Consider the following 13,170-nt stretch of genomic DNA (forward strand, 5'->3'; position numbering starts at 1 on the left):
TGCGAGACTTTTTCTGCGTGGCAACCACAGTGCCTTTCGCTATTTCGGCATACAATAAGTGTACCAGATCGATACACAAAATGTCTGAAAAGCAATTGCATATTAGAGTTTCCGAGGTTGAGTACAACATGCTTCAGCGGTATTGCAAAAAGCACAAACGAACGTTATCAGACGTTGTGCGGGAGTTTATTCGTTCCTTGTCTGATGGCGGTTAAAACCGCCGTGTCGTGTTTCATCCCCCGGATAAATCACGGTTGCTCTCCAACTCCCGGAGGTTTTTAGGTGAATTCTTCCCAACGCTATCCCGAACGCATCCAACTTGAGCGACGACTGAGGCGCTTAGAACGGGATGTGTTGCGGATGGGAGCCTTGGTCGAACAGTCGTTTCGCCTCAGTCACCAGTCTTTGTTTGACCGCAACCTCACTGCGGCACAAACAATACCCGTACTCGACAAACACATCGACCAGTTATATCGCCAAATCGAATTAGACTGCGCCACCCTGATGACGCTACAAGCACCCGTTGCTCAGGATATGCGTCTATTGAGCGCCTACATGCAACTGGTGCGAGATTTAGAGCGCATTGGCGATTATGCCAAAGATTTAGCCGAAATTGCCATTAAACTCTTTCCTTACCCCCCATCGCCTTACCTTCCCGAAATAGCGGTCATGTCCCATCAGGCCCAAGCCATGTTAGCAATGAGCTTGGTCGCTTTAGCCGATTTAGATGAGGTAGCAGGACGGCAATTGAAGCAAGAGGATGACACCGTAGACACCGCCTACGAAACACTTTACCAGCACCTCGCCGGACAGCGCGATATCAAAGGCGTAGTCGAACCAATTCTGTTGTTAGGATTGGTGATTCGTTACCTGGAACGCATGGCTGACCATGCTACCAATATCGGTCAGCGCGTTGCTTATATCGTTACCGGACATCGAGGGTGACGTACCACACACTGATGCTTCGCATACAGTGTGGGCTTCCCGTTTCATTCGCCGTTGCCACTTTAGGGACTCTTGCGAGGCAAGGAAACGAATCCGATGATGGTCTTACACAGCCTCCGGAGGTTTGACAAGCCTTCTTGTCCTTACTCCCACAGTACCGAAGCACTGTCCGGGCAGACTCCCTGCGTCCCAAGGAGTTTAAGTTTTACTCGCACAATATCTCTTGGATTTATGGCAATAGCCGACCAGCTAGAGATATTCCTTCCCCGATCTCTGATGTGTCTGCGGCAAGCGTATAACCGCTATTTTGAAGTTAGCCTTGCTGTTCCATACAGTCGGGTGGGTCAACGACCATATCTATTATAAATCAAAATCTGTCTTGATTCCGGAAAATCAATGTTATTTCCGAAAAATGACTGGGTTTATGACAGATTGTTCCTCTTGGAACTGCCATTCTCTCTCGCTTCCCATTGGTTAGACGGCGTACCTCAACTCAGGCGCATTCATCTCAACACCTCTGTTCGAGTAGGTGTGAGCCTTCTGCTGCTCAAGGTAAGTGGGATTCTGGGAGCGATAGCGATAGCTTCACGGGCAGCGTGCCCTTGGCATATCCCCCAGCGTCGGGTGTGCATATCGCCCATTACCAATTACCAATTACCAATTACCCAATCCCCTTAACCTTTAGATTACCAAAACCTTAACTTGCTCCTAAACTTATAGTAGTAATATCGAGTTGGCGATAGTAGCTCTTAACTTAGGCTAAACTAGCCTAGTTTCGGAATGGTCATACCGATATGAAGCTAAAACGTCGAGAATTACTGCTATTTTTGGGAGTCGGTGCCGCTACAGTAGCTGCTGGCACTTTTCTCGCAACTCGGAAAAATTTATTCGCTGGCAAGGGGTTAAGCTTCCAGCCAGTTAAAGGCGCAATGCCTTTAGATATTGATGAAATTGCCCCCGCGCAACAAATACGGGAATACAGTACCTACGAGGTAATCGATGACTTGGTGCTGCCAGAAGGCTACACCTACGATATCGTTGCCGCTTGGGGCGATAAAATTGGGGATTCTCGCTTTGGCTACAATAACGATTATTTATCCTTCATCGAAACGGGAAAAGATGAAGGTTATCTGACGATTAATTTTGAATACATCAGTGCCATTCCCTGGATGCAAACTTATCAGCAGGTGACGGGTAAGTCTCTGCCGTTTGGGGAAGTCCAGGCGGCGGTTAAAAAAGCTGGAAAGGCGGGAATTAATGCGTTTGGCTTGCCTAAAGAAGAAGAGGCACTCAAAGCAAAAATTCGCCTTCTTTGCACGGAAGCGCTATTGGATCAGGGAATGGGAGTCATTTCCATTCGTCGCGATCCTGATGGCAAGTGGGTGCGAACCAATTCTAAAGCAGACCGGCGCATCAGCGGGATTTCAGGTTTAGGAGATAATCGGTATCTCAAAGCAACTGGACCAGGGGCGGCAGTGTTTAGCAAAACCCAGGGACAGGGGTATATCGATAAATTGGGCGATCGCATTATCGGCACTTTTGCCAACTGTGCAGGCGGTACCACCCCTTGGGGAACTGTACTGAGTGGCGAAGAAAATTTCCAAACCCAAGTCGCAGAACCCGTCTACGCCGATGGTACCTCGTTTGACCCCAAAGAACGCCCCTTCAGCATCGACGATGAAGAAATATCCGGTCAGGGAAACGTACTGGGATTAGCTGGTAATAAATATGGCTGGATTGTGGAAATAGACCCAGCAAATCCCAACGACTACGGCACTAAGCACACCTGGTTGGGAAGATATAGACACGAAGCAGTGGGCGTTAGAGTCGTCGCGGGCAAACCGCTGGCGTTTTATTCCGGCTGCGATCGCCGAGGCGGACACTTGTATAAATTCGTCAGCAAAGCCAAGGTCGCCAACCCCCAAGACAAAGCCAACTCCCGCCTCCTGCGGGACGGGATGCTCTACGCCGCTCAATTTAAACCAGATGGCACCGGGCGCTGGATACCCCTCAAACCCGACACCCCCGTTAATCCCACCGATCCGGGTAACCTGGAAGGCAATTTACTCACCCTGCCCAAGCGTCCCGAAGGGGGGATATTTAAATCAGAAAAAGCCGCAGAAGTCAATAGTTTTAAACAAAAATTCAAAACCTTGGGGGACCTGTACGCCGGGAACCCCCAAGAAAAACAAGGCGCGATTCTGATCGATGCCCATTATGCCGCGAATGCAGCAGGAGCCACCTGCACCGCCCGTCCCGAAGATACGGAAATTGCCCCGGATGGTAGCCTCTACGTTACCTTTACATCAGGCTCAGCGGGGGGCGAGGGTGGCCCCGACAAGCGCATCTTTTCTGGGCCAAAAGGAGAAAGCCCTTGGGAATACGGCTGGATAATGCACCTAATTGAAGATAACAACGAACCTGCTGCCTTAACCTTCAAATGGAAAATGCTGGCAATGGGAGGAAATCCCGCAGAGGGAGGGGCTGGTTTTTCCAATCCAGATAACCTCGTATTCGACCAAAAAGGCAACCTGTGGATGGTCAACGACATGTCCACAACCAAACAAAACAATCCCAAAGATAAACAAGGAGTAGGCTGTTTTGGCAACAATTCTATTTGGTTTATTCCTACTTCTGGTTCTCATGCCGGGAATGCTTACTTATTCGGCATTGGTCCAATGGAGTGCGAAACCACAGGGCCATTTTTTACCCAAGACCAACAAACCTTATTTCTCTCAATTCAACACCCAGGGGAAGTGTATGGAATTCGTCAAAATGCTGCGGTAGAAACTCGCGAATTTGAAATGAAAACCACCGACGGTCAAAGCTTCAAACAAACTCGCAGCGTCCCCCTTGGTTCCAACTGGCCCAGCAAAAACCCCAACGACCCACCAAAGCCGGCCGTTGTTGCCATTCGCCGTACAAACGCTCAACCAATTATCTAATGTGAGTGGGTAATTGGTAATTAGTAATTGGTAATTGGATGATATGGCAGCTTACTCCTGACAATTACCCTCGTGACCCAGGCGGTCGCCTGGGAACGCCATTACCAATTACCAATGCAAAAGCGATATAACTAGCAACTTGATTTACCTACTACCCCCTACTACCTCAAAATTATATGCTGATGCCTGCTCCTCCTACCCCTAGCTTTGCTCTTAACCACACACGGCGAACATTTAGCTGTAGTCAATTGCTGCCACTAGAGGCAGATATTTTGTGGAAAATAGAACGGGGAGTCGTTCGCACCTTTACCTGGAACGAAGAGGGTAGATCGATAACTTTAGGATACTGGGGAGCAGGAGATATTGTCGGTCAACCTTTATCGCGAATTCAACCGTATCAAATAGAATGCCTGACCAGTGCCGAAGTGAGTCTTTTGCCCTCTAACCTTTGGTATCAAGCAGCCGATGCTATGATTTCCCATATTCAACGCAGTGAAGAACTACTAGCTATTATTCATAGCAGACCCGTTAACCAGCGGTTGCTGGAAATGTTAAGCTGGTTAGCCGAAAAATTTGGTCGGGAAGTCGATAAAGGAAAATTAATTGAAGTGCCATTAACCCATCAAGCACTATCAGAAGTTATTTGTACAACGCGAGTAACGGTGACCCGGTTGCTTAACCAATTTGAACAGAAAGGTCTGATTAACAGGCACGGTCGGTACTTAATTCTTTGCGGAAAATCCCAAACATTAGATTTTTAAGCAAAAACGCGGCTGCTTTGCCGCTTTGACGCCAAAAAACCCGGTTTTTTTGAAAAACCGGGTTTTTTATCCCCTAAATAAACTTAAATTGGCTCAGCCCAGTATCAGGATAATCGGATATATATGATTTATAACGGACGCTGATAGGGCATTTAGCTAAAATTGGGTTGATAGCTCTGTTAAGGTCCACTTTAACCAGCCTATCAGCAATATTAGCAAGCTAACTCGTGAAAACTAACCCCGGCTTTGAACAACAAGTACGCAAGGATGTGACAGTTACATAAGTTACACATGAGCGAACAGCTGGGATAATATAGCTATCATAAAGTTAGTAGGTGGTACTTTAGTCATCGCCAGCCCAAAATTGGGACGAATCTAATCGTCACTAGAAACAGGATTTATGATGGATAAATAACCAGAGTTGATATAGCTGGAATACTCCAGAAATAAATTGAGACAGTTTTGAGACTTTCCTGTAGAGTGGAGTTTGGTGTGAGGAAACAACAATGTCAAAAACGTTTTGGAACGCTATACGGCTAAGCCCTGCTGTATTGGGTGCAGCAATATTGGTGGCTGGTTCTGCGGCGATCGCAGCAGAAACCCCCGAAAGTAAAATCGGCGCAAAGTCAACAACGGCTGCTAGTTTAGACAGCAGCACTCTGGCTCTAAGCGCTGATGCCACAACTGGGTCATCCGCCAATGTTAATAACCTGGGAGCCAACAATACCCAGCTAGCACAAGCAACGCCAGCAACAGGGGCTGAACCCGCGCGCTCGCTGGATCAAATTAACCAGTACGTCGAACAAGGTCAAGACATGGGACAGGTCACCTCGGTGTCCCAGTTGACCGACGTTGACCCGACTCACTGGGCTTTCCAAGCATTGCAATCTCTAGTCGAGCGCTACGGTTGTATTGAAGGTTACCCGGATCGTACCTATCGCGGCAACCGCGCCTTAACTCGCTACGAATTTGCCGCTGGTTTAAATGCTTGTTTAGACCGCATTCAAGAATTAATTGCCGCAGCAGTTGCCGACTTACCAAGTAAAGAAGACATCGCCACCATCCGGCGGTTGCAAGAAGAATTTGCCGCCGAATTGGCTACCTTGCGCGGACGGGTAGATGCACTGGAAGCACGCACGGCAAGGTTAGAAGCGCAGCAATTCTCTACAACTACCAAACTTAGAGGGGAAGTTATTTTTGCCCTAGCGGGTGCTTTTGGCGATTCCAGAGCCGTTCCCTCTCCTGGCAGACCTCGCGATCGCGATGACGACATCGAGAATAACATCATTCTTGCTGACCGGGCGCGTCTGAACTTCGATACCAGCTTTTCCGGTCGGGACTTGTTGAGAACCCGCTTGCAAGCGAGAAACATCACCCCGTTTGATACTGCTGGCAGCGATAATATCAACGTCACAGGTACCAACATGAGCCGCCTCAGCTTTGATGGTAACGAGAACAATGATGTTGTACTTGATGACCTGTGGTATCGTTTCCCGATAGGTAAAAATGCCAGAGCATGGATCATTGCCAATAGCGGTGAGTTGAACGATGTTGTCGGTACTTATCGCGGTCCTTTTGCCAGCAGTAGCGACGGTGCAATCTCCCGCTTTGGACGATTTAATCCGCTCTATTATCTAAACAACACCTCAAGCAGCTCTGGGGCAGCGCTGAACTTGGACTTTGGCGGAATAGGCATGGATTTTGCCTATCTGACCCAGAACGGCTTTGACCCCAGAGATAAAAACGGACTGTTCAACGGTGATTTTGCCGCACTGGGTCAGCTCGTCTTCTTCCCGAAGAGCAATTTTAATTTGGCCTTAACCTACGTTCGTTACTACTCTCCCGGCACGAGGGTTAACCTTACCAGCAGTACGGGCAGTGGCTTTGCCCAGCGACCTTTTGGCAACGTTGCTACTTCATCGAATAACTTTGGCGCGACGCTAAACTGGCGACTGAGCAAAAACTTTATCTTCGGCGGTTGGTTCGGATACAGCATTGCCGAAGCCGAGACCGGACTTAATAGGGGAGTTGATATTGAAGGAGCGAATGCAACTTCGATCAACTACGCCGTTAGTTTAGGGTTTACAGACTTTGGTCGCAAGGGCAACTTCCTGGGTCTATTAGCAGGCGTGCCGCCTAAAGTTACCCATAATGACCTGGATGGCAGTTTCGGCGGTCGTGCTGTGGATAACCGCGAAGATGAAGATGACGACACGACCTATCACTTGGAAGCGTTCTATCGCATCCAAGCGACGAATAATATCTCGATTACCCCAGGCGTGTTCGTGCTGCTCAATCCAGAACACAACGACAACAACAGCACTATCTACGTAGGCACGATTCGGACTACGTTCTCGTTCTAAGCCCAGGGTTGCACAAGCAAGGGATGATTCTTGTGGGGTGGACATCTTGTCCGCCCTGTAAATTCAAGGGACAAACGGGACGCCCATCCCACAAAACCATGGCAAGCCTTCTCCCCCCTCTCCTCGCAGGAGAGAACATCAGGGTGGGTAAGGTTACTAATGACAATGACTCAAAAGCGGATTCAAATCCCTTTGATTCCCATCCCTCCAGGCTACCGTCCCCAGGCAGAGGACACCAGCCTGCAAACCGATCTGCTGACGTTTTACCTACTGAGGCAGCGGACTGCAAGCGAACGACTGATGATGGCAGCTAATCGAACACTCGTTGTGAAGTAATATATCTATTGGTAGAAGCGTGGGCATTGCTCACCCTTTGCTGTTTCACGAATCGGTAATGGGTGCAACACAACATTGTAGGGGCACGGCATTTAAAAAACTTTGCCCGTAGCGACAAAACTTTCTCATCTTCCCTACCCCCCGTTGATGCGACGGAAAATGAGTATAAGTGTATTTCACGCCCGTTGCCAACTGCTATAAAACATTAGCAATTATTAATCTACGAGAGCAAATTTTGCCATTGGATGCAGTTCCTATAGAAAACACCCAGTACGGTCAGAAGTATGCGCTCGCTGGCACTTTAACCGGGCCAAATGGCAAAACTCTATCAGTTAAAACCATCTGGATCGTCACATCACAGATAACCAAGTTGGTGACGCTGTTTCCTAACTAGGAGGAAAAGCCAATGAAATATCCCCTATTTACCCAAGTCGCTTGGCGCCAAGATATCCCCGCATATGGTCTAAAAAAGGGTAGCGTCGCGACTATAGTTGAATATTATCCGATGCCAGAAGGCGAGGAAGACGGCTACAGCCTGGAAGGGTTGATTTTTCACGACACCGTTGAGGTAGCCCCATCCCAAATTGAAGGCAAAGGGGGGCTGGCTGAATTGGCTGTCTAAACTTACTTCTGGAATATCTAGACTTACAGCTATGTTTTACAGTAATATAAAAACTTGTGAGTTTTTTTAACGCTTATGAAAGCTCAAGAGATAATCCGCTCGATAGAAGCGGAGCAACTGAAAAAAGATTTACCGGAAATCTACGTGGGCGACACGGTAAAAGTCGGCGTGTTGATCCAAGAAGGGAATAAAGAGCGGGTACAGCCTTATGAAGGCGTGGTAATCTCGATGCAAAATAGCGGCATCAACCAAGCGATTACCGTGCGGCGCGTGTTTCAAGGCGTTGGTGTAGAGCGGGTGTTTTTACTCCACTCGCCTCGGGTAGCCAACATCAAAGTACTGCGTCGCGCCAAAGTCCGCCGTGCTAAACTGTACTATCTGCGCGATCGCGTCGGCAAGGCAACTCGTCTCAAACAACGTTTCGACAGGGCATTATAAACCATGACGAGACGCGCAACCCGTGGTTGACGCGGGGGAGGTAGCGCGAACGGGACGTTTAAGTCGAGTCAAAGTGGCAGGCAACTATGCTAAAATAGATTTCGTCAGTACAAGACGTTAAAACCTACCGAGCGACTGGGGGAAAGTTTACGACCGAGGAGCTAGTTGCAAGACTAGGATAGCAGCCCACCTTTGGGTAAAAGGATTGCGCCCGGAAAGCCAGATCGATCAGGAGATTAAGACCGCAATGTCTTAAGAATCCCCGCACCTGTAGGACGGGGAGTGTCAAAATCAAAAAACACACCAAACCCGTGCGCTCTTAGTTCAGTTGGTAGAACGTCGGTCTCCAAAACCGGATGTCGGGGGTTCAAGTCCTCCAGGGCGCGCTGAAAAATCAGGCAAAAGTTCTGCCCGAAACGATTAGCGGCGCTGGTTTACCAGTGGTAACCTAGATCGGTTTCGGGTAGACTGGTTTTGTGGGGGTGTGCAAGTAAGCCGATGGGGAGGTCAGGCTGGATACCAACTGGCAACAAAAATAGGGAAACGGGGGAGGCAATCAAAGGTGGCGAAAAAGACCGAAGAAATACAAGCTCAAGAAACAAAACCAGGATTTAACATCGCGACCTTTCTCCAGGGAACTAAAGAAGAACTGGATAAAGTAGTGTGGCCGGGCCGCCAGCAGTTGCTCAGCGAATCGGCTGCGGTAATCTTAATGGTGACGATGTCGGCACTGTTGATCTATCTGGTCGATAACTTGTTTAATTGGGCATCAGGAAAGGTATTTGGATGAGTTTTGCCAGCGAAGAACTACGCGATCGCAGTACGCTAGAAGACGCGGAAGAAACGGCAGGAACTTCGCGAGAAAACGCCCGCTGGTACGCCGTTCAGGTGGCTTCAGGCTGCGAGAAGCGCGTCAAAACAAACCTAGAACAGCGCATTCAAACCTTGGATGTAGCTGACCGGATTTTGCAAGTAGAAATTCCGCAAACGCCAGCAGTCAAAATTCGCAAAGACGGCAGCAGACAAACAAGCGAAGAAAAAGTATTCCCTGGCTACGTACTCGTCAAAATGGCGATGGACGACGAAAGTTGGCAGGTTGTAAAAAACACCCCAAATGTGATTAACTTTGTGGGTGCAGAACAAAAACGCCGCTACGGAAGAGGACGCGGACACGTCAAACCGATGCCGCTCTCCCATTCAGAAGTAGAACGAATCTTCAAGCAAGCTCGCGAACAAGAGCCAATTGTCAAAGTTGACATGGCTGTGGGAGACAAAATCATCGTTCTTTCAGGTCCTTTCAAAGATTTTGAAGGTGAAGTGATTGAAGTCAGTCCGGAGCGCAGCAAGCTGAAGGCGTTACTGTCTATTTTTGGGCGGGATACGCCAGTGGAATTGGAGTTCAATCAAGTCGAAAAACAGGGCTAAAGATTAAATGGCCAAGAAAGTTGTTGCAATCATCAAGTTGGCACTTCCAGCAGGAAAGGCCAACCCAGCACCTCCAGTTGGCCCAGCACTGGGTCAGCACGGGGTAAACATCATGGCGTTTTGCAAAGAGTATAACGCCAGAACCTCGGATCAAGCAGGAATGGTAGTTCCGGTAGAAATATCGGTCTACGAGGATCGCAGTTTCACGTTTGTGTTGAAAACCCCTCCCGCTTCGGTTTTAATTACCAAAGCAGCAGGGATACCAAGAGGGTCAGACCAACCAAACAAAAAGAAAGTTGGCACAATTACAAGGGCTCAACTGCGAGAAATTGCCCAAACAAAATTGCCAGACCTCAATGCCAACGATGTTGAGGCAGCGATGAAAATTGTGGAAGGAACTGCCCGAAATATGGGCGTAACAATCGCAGATTAGGTAATGGGTAATAGGTCATCGGTAATAGGCGAAGCGCAGTTACCAATTACCAATTAGCAATTACCAATTAGCAATTACCAATTATCGGGGGAGAAGCGAGACTTCGTAAGTGACCCCAGGAGAGCAAAAAAATGAAAAAAGAATCGCGCAGGCTGCAAGAACTGCGGAAAAAAGTAGAAGATAGAGCTTACGAACCAATAGAAGCTCTACAGTTATTGAGAGAGACGGCAACGGCGAAGTTTGCCGAATCGGCAGAAGCTCACATCCGTTTGGGAATTGACCCCAAGTATACCGACCAACAACTGCGGACTACGGTAGTACTGCCCAAGGGAACGGGTCAAACCGTGCGGGTAGCAGTAATTGCACGGGGGGAAAAAGTAAACGAAGCGAACAATGCTGGTGCGGATTTGGTTGGTTCGGAAGAACTAATCGACGAAATCCAAAAAGGCCGGATGGATTTTGATAAGCTAATTGCCACCCCAGATGTGATGCCCCAGGTAGCAAAACTGGGTAAGCTGTTGGGGCCGCGCGGTTTGATGCCCTCGCCCAAAGGGGGTACGGTAACATTTGATTTAGCTGGTGCGATCGCAGAATTCAAAGCTGGTAAACTAGAATTCCGGGCAGACCGCACGGGGATTGTCCACATCCTGTTTGGCAAGGCGTCCTTCTCAGCGGAAGATTTGTTGGTAAACCTCAAGGCATTGCAGGAAACGATTGACCGCAACCGACCTTCGGGAGCCAAGGGGCGCTATTGGCGTACCATGTATGTATCGGCAACAATGGGGCCATCGATAGCAGTGGATATCAACGCCCTACGAGATCTGAAGACGACGGAGGCAGCATAAAAGAATTTTAAATTTGAGATTTGGGATTTTAGATTGAATAGGGAAAATCTGAAATCTGAAATCTGAAATAACTCAACCCAATAGCAAGCGCCGAAGACAGCAGGGGCTTTAGGCTTAATTTCCTGCCGAGGTTTGCCAGCATTGCATTTGACAAAAGTCACCAATTATGGTATGGGTGACTGACGAAGAAAATGCGATCGCCAGCACCCCGGCTCAACTGCCGGGGTTTTTAATTGGGTTGAGTAGGGAAAAGGAGGCGCAAGGAGGTGAAACAAGAATGGGTAGAACAAGAGAGGATAAGGAAGCAATCATCGCCGAACTCAAGCAAAGCTTGAGCGAGTCCCAGCTGGCAGTTGTAATCGACTACCAAGGTCTATCCGTAGCTGAAATTACAGATTTGCGGCGGCGTCTGCGTCCTAAAGGCGCCATTTGTAAGGTGACGAAAAACACCTTAATGGGAATTGCCGTTGACGGCGACCAGAAATGGCAAGCGATGGAGGAATTCCTCAAGGGTGCTTCAGCTTTCGTGCTGGTCAAAGAAGATATCGGCGGTGCGCTCAAAGCTTACCAAGAATTCCAAAAGGCTTCCAAGAAGAGCGAACTTCGGGGTGGCGTAATGGAAGGACGTGCTTTGAACCAAGATCAGGTCAAAGCACTGGCAGACTTACCGTCGAAGGAACAACTCATGGCTCAGATTGCTGGTGCAATCAATGGTGTAGCCACCAAACTTGCCGTGGGTATCAACGAAGTTCCCAGTTCGCTGGCGCGCGCTCTGCAAGCTGTCGCCGATAAGGACAAAGACAAAGGTGCTGCTCTTAGCGAAGCTGCTTAATTCGGTAATGGCGTTACTAGGCTCTGCCGTGGTCACGAGGGTAATAGGTAATGGGTAATGGGTAATAAAAACCCAACCAATTACCAATCACCAATTACCAATCACCTAATTCGGTAATGGGTAATAGGTAATAAAAACCCAACCAATTACCAATGACCAATTACCAATGACCAATTACCAATCACCAATTACCAACTAAAGGAGTTAATCAATGTCTGCTACAACTGATGAAATTCTGGAAAAACTTAAAACGCTGACCCTGCTGGAAGCATCTGAACTGGTCAAGCAAATTGAAGAAACCTTTGGCGTCAGTGCAGCTGCACCCGTTGGCGGCATGATGATGATGCCTGGGCCTGGTGCTGCTGCTCCTGCTGAAGAAGTGGAAGTGCAGACCGAATTTAACGTGATTCTGGAAGAAGTTCCCGCCGACAAGAAGATTGCCGTTCTGAAGGTGGTTCGTGCTTTGACTGGTTTAGGTTTGAAAGAAGCCAAAGATTTGGTGGAAGCTACGCCTAAGGCAGTTAAGGAAGGCGTCAAGAAAGAAGAGGCTGAAGACATCAAGAAGCAACTGGAAGAAGTTGGGGCAAAAGTTAGCATCAAGTAAGCCTTACAGCAGATTGCCAGCGAGTGAGGGAAAGCGAAATCGCTTCGTTTGTGTAGCGGCACCCTTAAGGGTGCCGCTACACAAACGAACGGTTGTAAAGTTTGAACGAATCACGGCAGTCCCCACCCTCTTACAGGGTGGGGAAGGATAGTGGTCAAAAAAGAGGGTACTCGCACGAGTTGGCTTCGCCTACGATGCCCTCTTTTTTGACAATCTCTTATCCAGAGAGCGAATAAACTCCCTAAACACTTCGGTTTGATTCCTGCCAGTTTCTTGGCAATATTCTTGCAGAACAGGTTTTTCTTCCAGGGTTATACGAAAGTTTACCAAAATTATTGGTTTATATCATGTCCTGAGGTATCGGTAGTGTATGGATGGCTAATTGCTCGCTTGCTAATTGCTCGCAATTCAATTGCCTCCAGAGCAGCCATTAGCGATTAGCTATTAACTGGGAGCATGTCAACTTTGTTAGAACATATGAACTATTGAAGAGTGGCAAAATCAATGAAAATAGAGTCAGAAATTAATCTTCACAACAACAATGGAACCAGCCAATCAGAAAAAACTCCAGAAACATCTTCAAGCCATAGCAAAAATTATGTATCAAGAAGCAGAGACTAA

General features: G+C 48.2%; 17 protein-coding genes, 1 tRNA gene and 1 other annotated feature. All 18 genes read left to right on the forward strand.

All coding sequences use genetic code 11. The features are described 5' to 3' along the window. Positions 1-80: 80 nt before the first annotated feature. The 18 genes from MiSe_RS08510 to rplL all read left to right on the forward strand — a co-directional run bounded on the left by MiSe_RS08510 (position 81) and on the right by rplL (position 12,549). Positions 81-215 (forward strand): CopG family transcriptional regulator, encoded by a 135-nt coding sequence (locus MiSe_RS08510; RefSeq protein WP_226577425.1) that lies wholly within the window; start codon positions 81-83, stop codon positions 213-215. A 67-nt stretch (positions 216-282) separates the two neighbouring features. Next, positions 283-945: a phosphate signaling complex protein PhoU gene (phoU, locus tag MiSe_RS08515; RefSeq protein ID WP_226577427.1), complete on the forward strand. Its 663-nt coding sequence runs from the start codon at positions 283-285 to the stop codon at positions 943-945. Positions 946-1,341: 396 nt separating this feature from the next. Further along, the gene (locus MiSe_RS08520) at positions 1,342-1,623 is read left to right on the forward strand and encodes a hypothetical protein (RefSeq protein ID WP_226577430.1); all 282 of its coding nucleotides are present in this window, start codon (positions 1,342-1,344) and stop codon (positions 1,621-1,623) included. Between the two features lie 116 nt (positions 1,624-1,739). Then, a complete protein-coding gene (locus MiSe_RS08525) occupies positions 1,740-3,890 on the forward strand; it encodes a PhoX family protein (RefSeq protein ID WP_226577433.1) in 2,151 nt (716 codons plus the stop codon). Positions 3,891-4,072: 182 nt separating this feature from the next. Then, positions 4,073-4,651, forward strand: coding sequence for a Crp/Fnr family transcriptional regulator (locus tag MiSe_RS08530; protein WP_226577436.1), 579 nt, complete (start codon positions 4,073-4,075; stop codon positions 4,649-4,651). A gap of 506 nt (positions 4,652-5,157) precedes the next feature. Beyond that, positions 5,158-7,014, forward strand: coding sequence for an iron uptake porin (locus tag MiSe_RS08535; protein ID WP_226577439.1), 1,857 nt, complete (start codon positions 5,158-5,160; stop codon positions 7,012-7,014). Positions 7,015-7,173: 159 nt separating this feature from the next. Then, positions 7,174-7,350, forward strand: a complete 177-nt coding sequence (locus MiSe_RS08540; protein ID WP_226577442.1) for a hypothetical protein — start codon at positions 7,174-7,176, stop codon at positions 7,348-7,350. A 62-nt stretch (positions 7,351-7,412) separates the two neighbouring features. Then, positions 7,413-7,559: a hypothetical protein gene (locus tag MiSe_RS08545; RefSeq protein WP_226577445.1), complete on the forward strand. Its 147-nt coding sequence runs from the start codon at positions 7,413-7,415 to the stop codon at positions 7,557-7,559. A gap of 32 nt (positions 7,560-7,591) precedes the next feature. Then, entirely contained in the window at positions 7,592-7,744 is a 153-nt protein-coding gene (locus MiSe_RS08550) for a DUF6883 domain-containing protein (protein WP_226577447.1), read from the forward strand. A gap of 12 nt (positions 7,745-7,756) precedes the next feature. After that, positions 7,757-7,972: a DUF4926 domain-containing protein gene (locus MiSe_RS08555; RefSeq protein ID WP_226577449.1), complete on the forward strand. Its 216-nt coding sequence runs from the start codon at positions 7,757-7,759 to the stop codon at positions 7,970-7,972. 75 nt (positions 7,973-8,047) lie between these two features. Beyond that, complete coding sequence (rplS, locus tag MiSe_RS08560; protein WP_226577452.1) at positions 8,048-8,410, forward strand: 50S ribosomal protein L19; 363 nt, start codon at positions 8,048-8,050, stop codon at positions 8,408-8,410. A gap of 313 nt (positions 8,411-8,723) precedes the next feature. Then, a tRNA-Trp gene (locus MiSe_RS08565) sits at positions 8,724-8,796 on the forward strand. Between the two features lie 176 nt (positions 8,797-8,972). Then, positions 8,973-9,200, forward strand: coding sequence for a preprotein translocase subunit SecE (gene secE / locus MiSe_RS08570; protein WP_226577455.1), 228 nt, complete (start codon positions 8,973-8,975; stop codon positions 9,198-9,200). Beyond that, entirely contained in the window at positions 9,197-9,835 is a 639-nt protein-coding gene (gene nusG, locus MiSe_RS08575; RefSeq protein ID WP_226577458.1) for a transcription termination/antitermination protein NusG, read from the forward strand. The genes secE and nusG overlap by 4 nt, the downstream gene beginning before the upstream one ends. Positions 9,836-9,842: 7 nt before the next feature. After that, a complete protein-coding gene (gene rplK / locus MiSe_RS08580; RefSeq protein WP_226577460.1) occupies positions 9,843-10,268 on the forward strand; it encodes a 50S ribosomal protein L11 in 426 nt (141 codons plus the stop codon). 131 nt (positions 10,269-10,399) lie between these two features. Beyond that, the gene (gene rplA, locus MiSe_RS08585) at positions 10,400-11,113 is read left to right on the forward strand and encodes a 50S ribosomal protein L1 (protein ID WP_226577463.1); all 714 of its coding nucleotides are present in this window, start codon (positions 10,400-10,402) and stop codon (positions 11,111-11,113) included. 72 nt (positions 11,114-11,185) lie between these two features. Next, positions 11,186-11,355 (forward strand) — a sequence feature (ribosomal protein L10 leader region). Positions 11,356-11,390: 35 nt separating this feature from the next. Continuing rightward, positions 11,391-11,945 (forward strand): 50S ribosomal protein L10, encoded by a 555-nt coding sequence (gene rplJ / locus MiSe_RS08590; RefSeq protein WP_226577490.1) that lies wholly within the window; start codon positions 11,391-11,393, stop codon positions 11,943-11,945. A 211-nt stretch (positions 11,946-12,156) separates the two neighbouring features. Beyond that, a complete protein-coding gene (gene rplL / locus MiSe_RS08595) occupies positions 12,157-12,549 on the forward strand; it encodes a 50S ribosomal protein L7/L12 (RefSeq protein WP_226577466.1) in 393 nt (130 codons plus the stop codon). Positions 12,550-13,170 lie beyond the last annotated feature (621 nt).

The sequence above is a fragment of the Microseira wollei NIES-4236 genome, assembly GCF_020521235.1.
In the GTDB taxonomy this organism is placed as follows: domain Bacteria; phylum Cyanobacteriota; class Cyanobacteriia; order Cyanobacteriales; family Aerosakkonemataceae; genus Microseira; species Microseira wollei.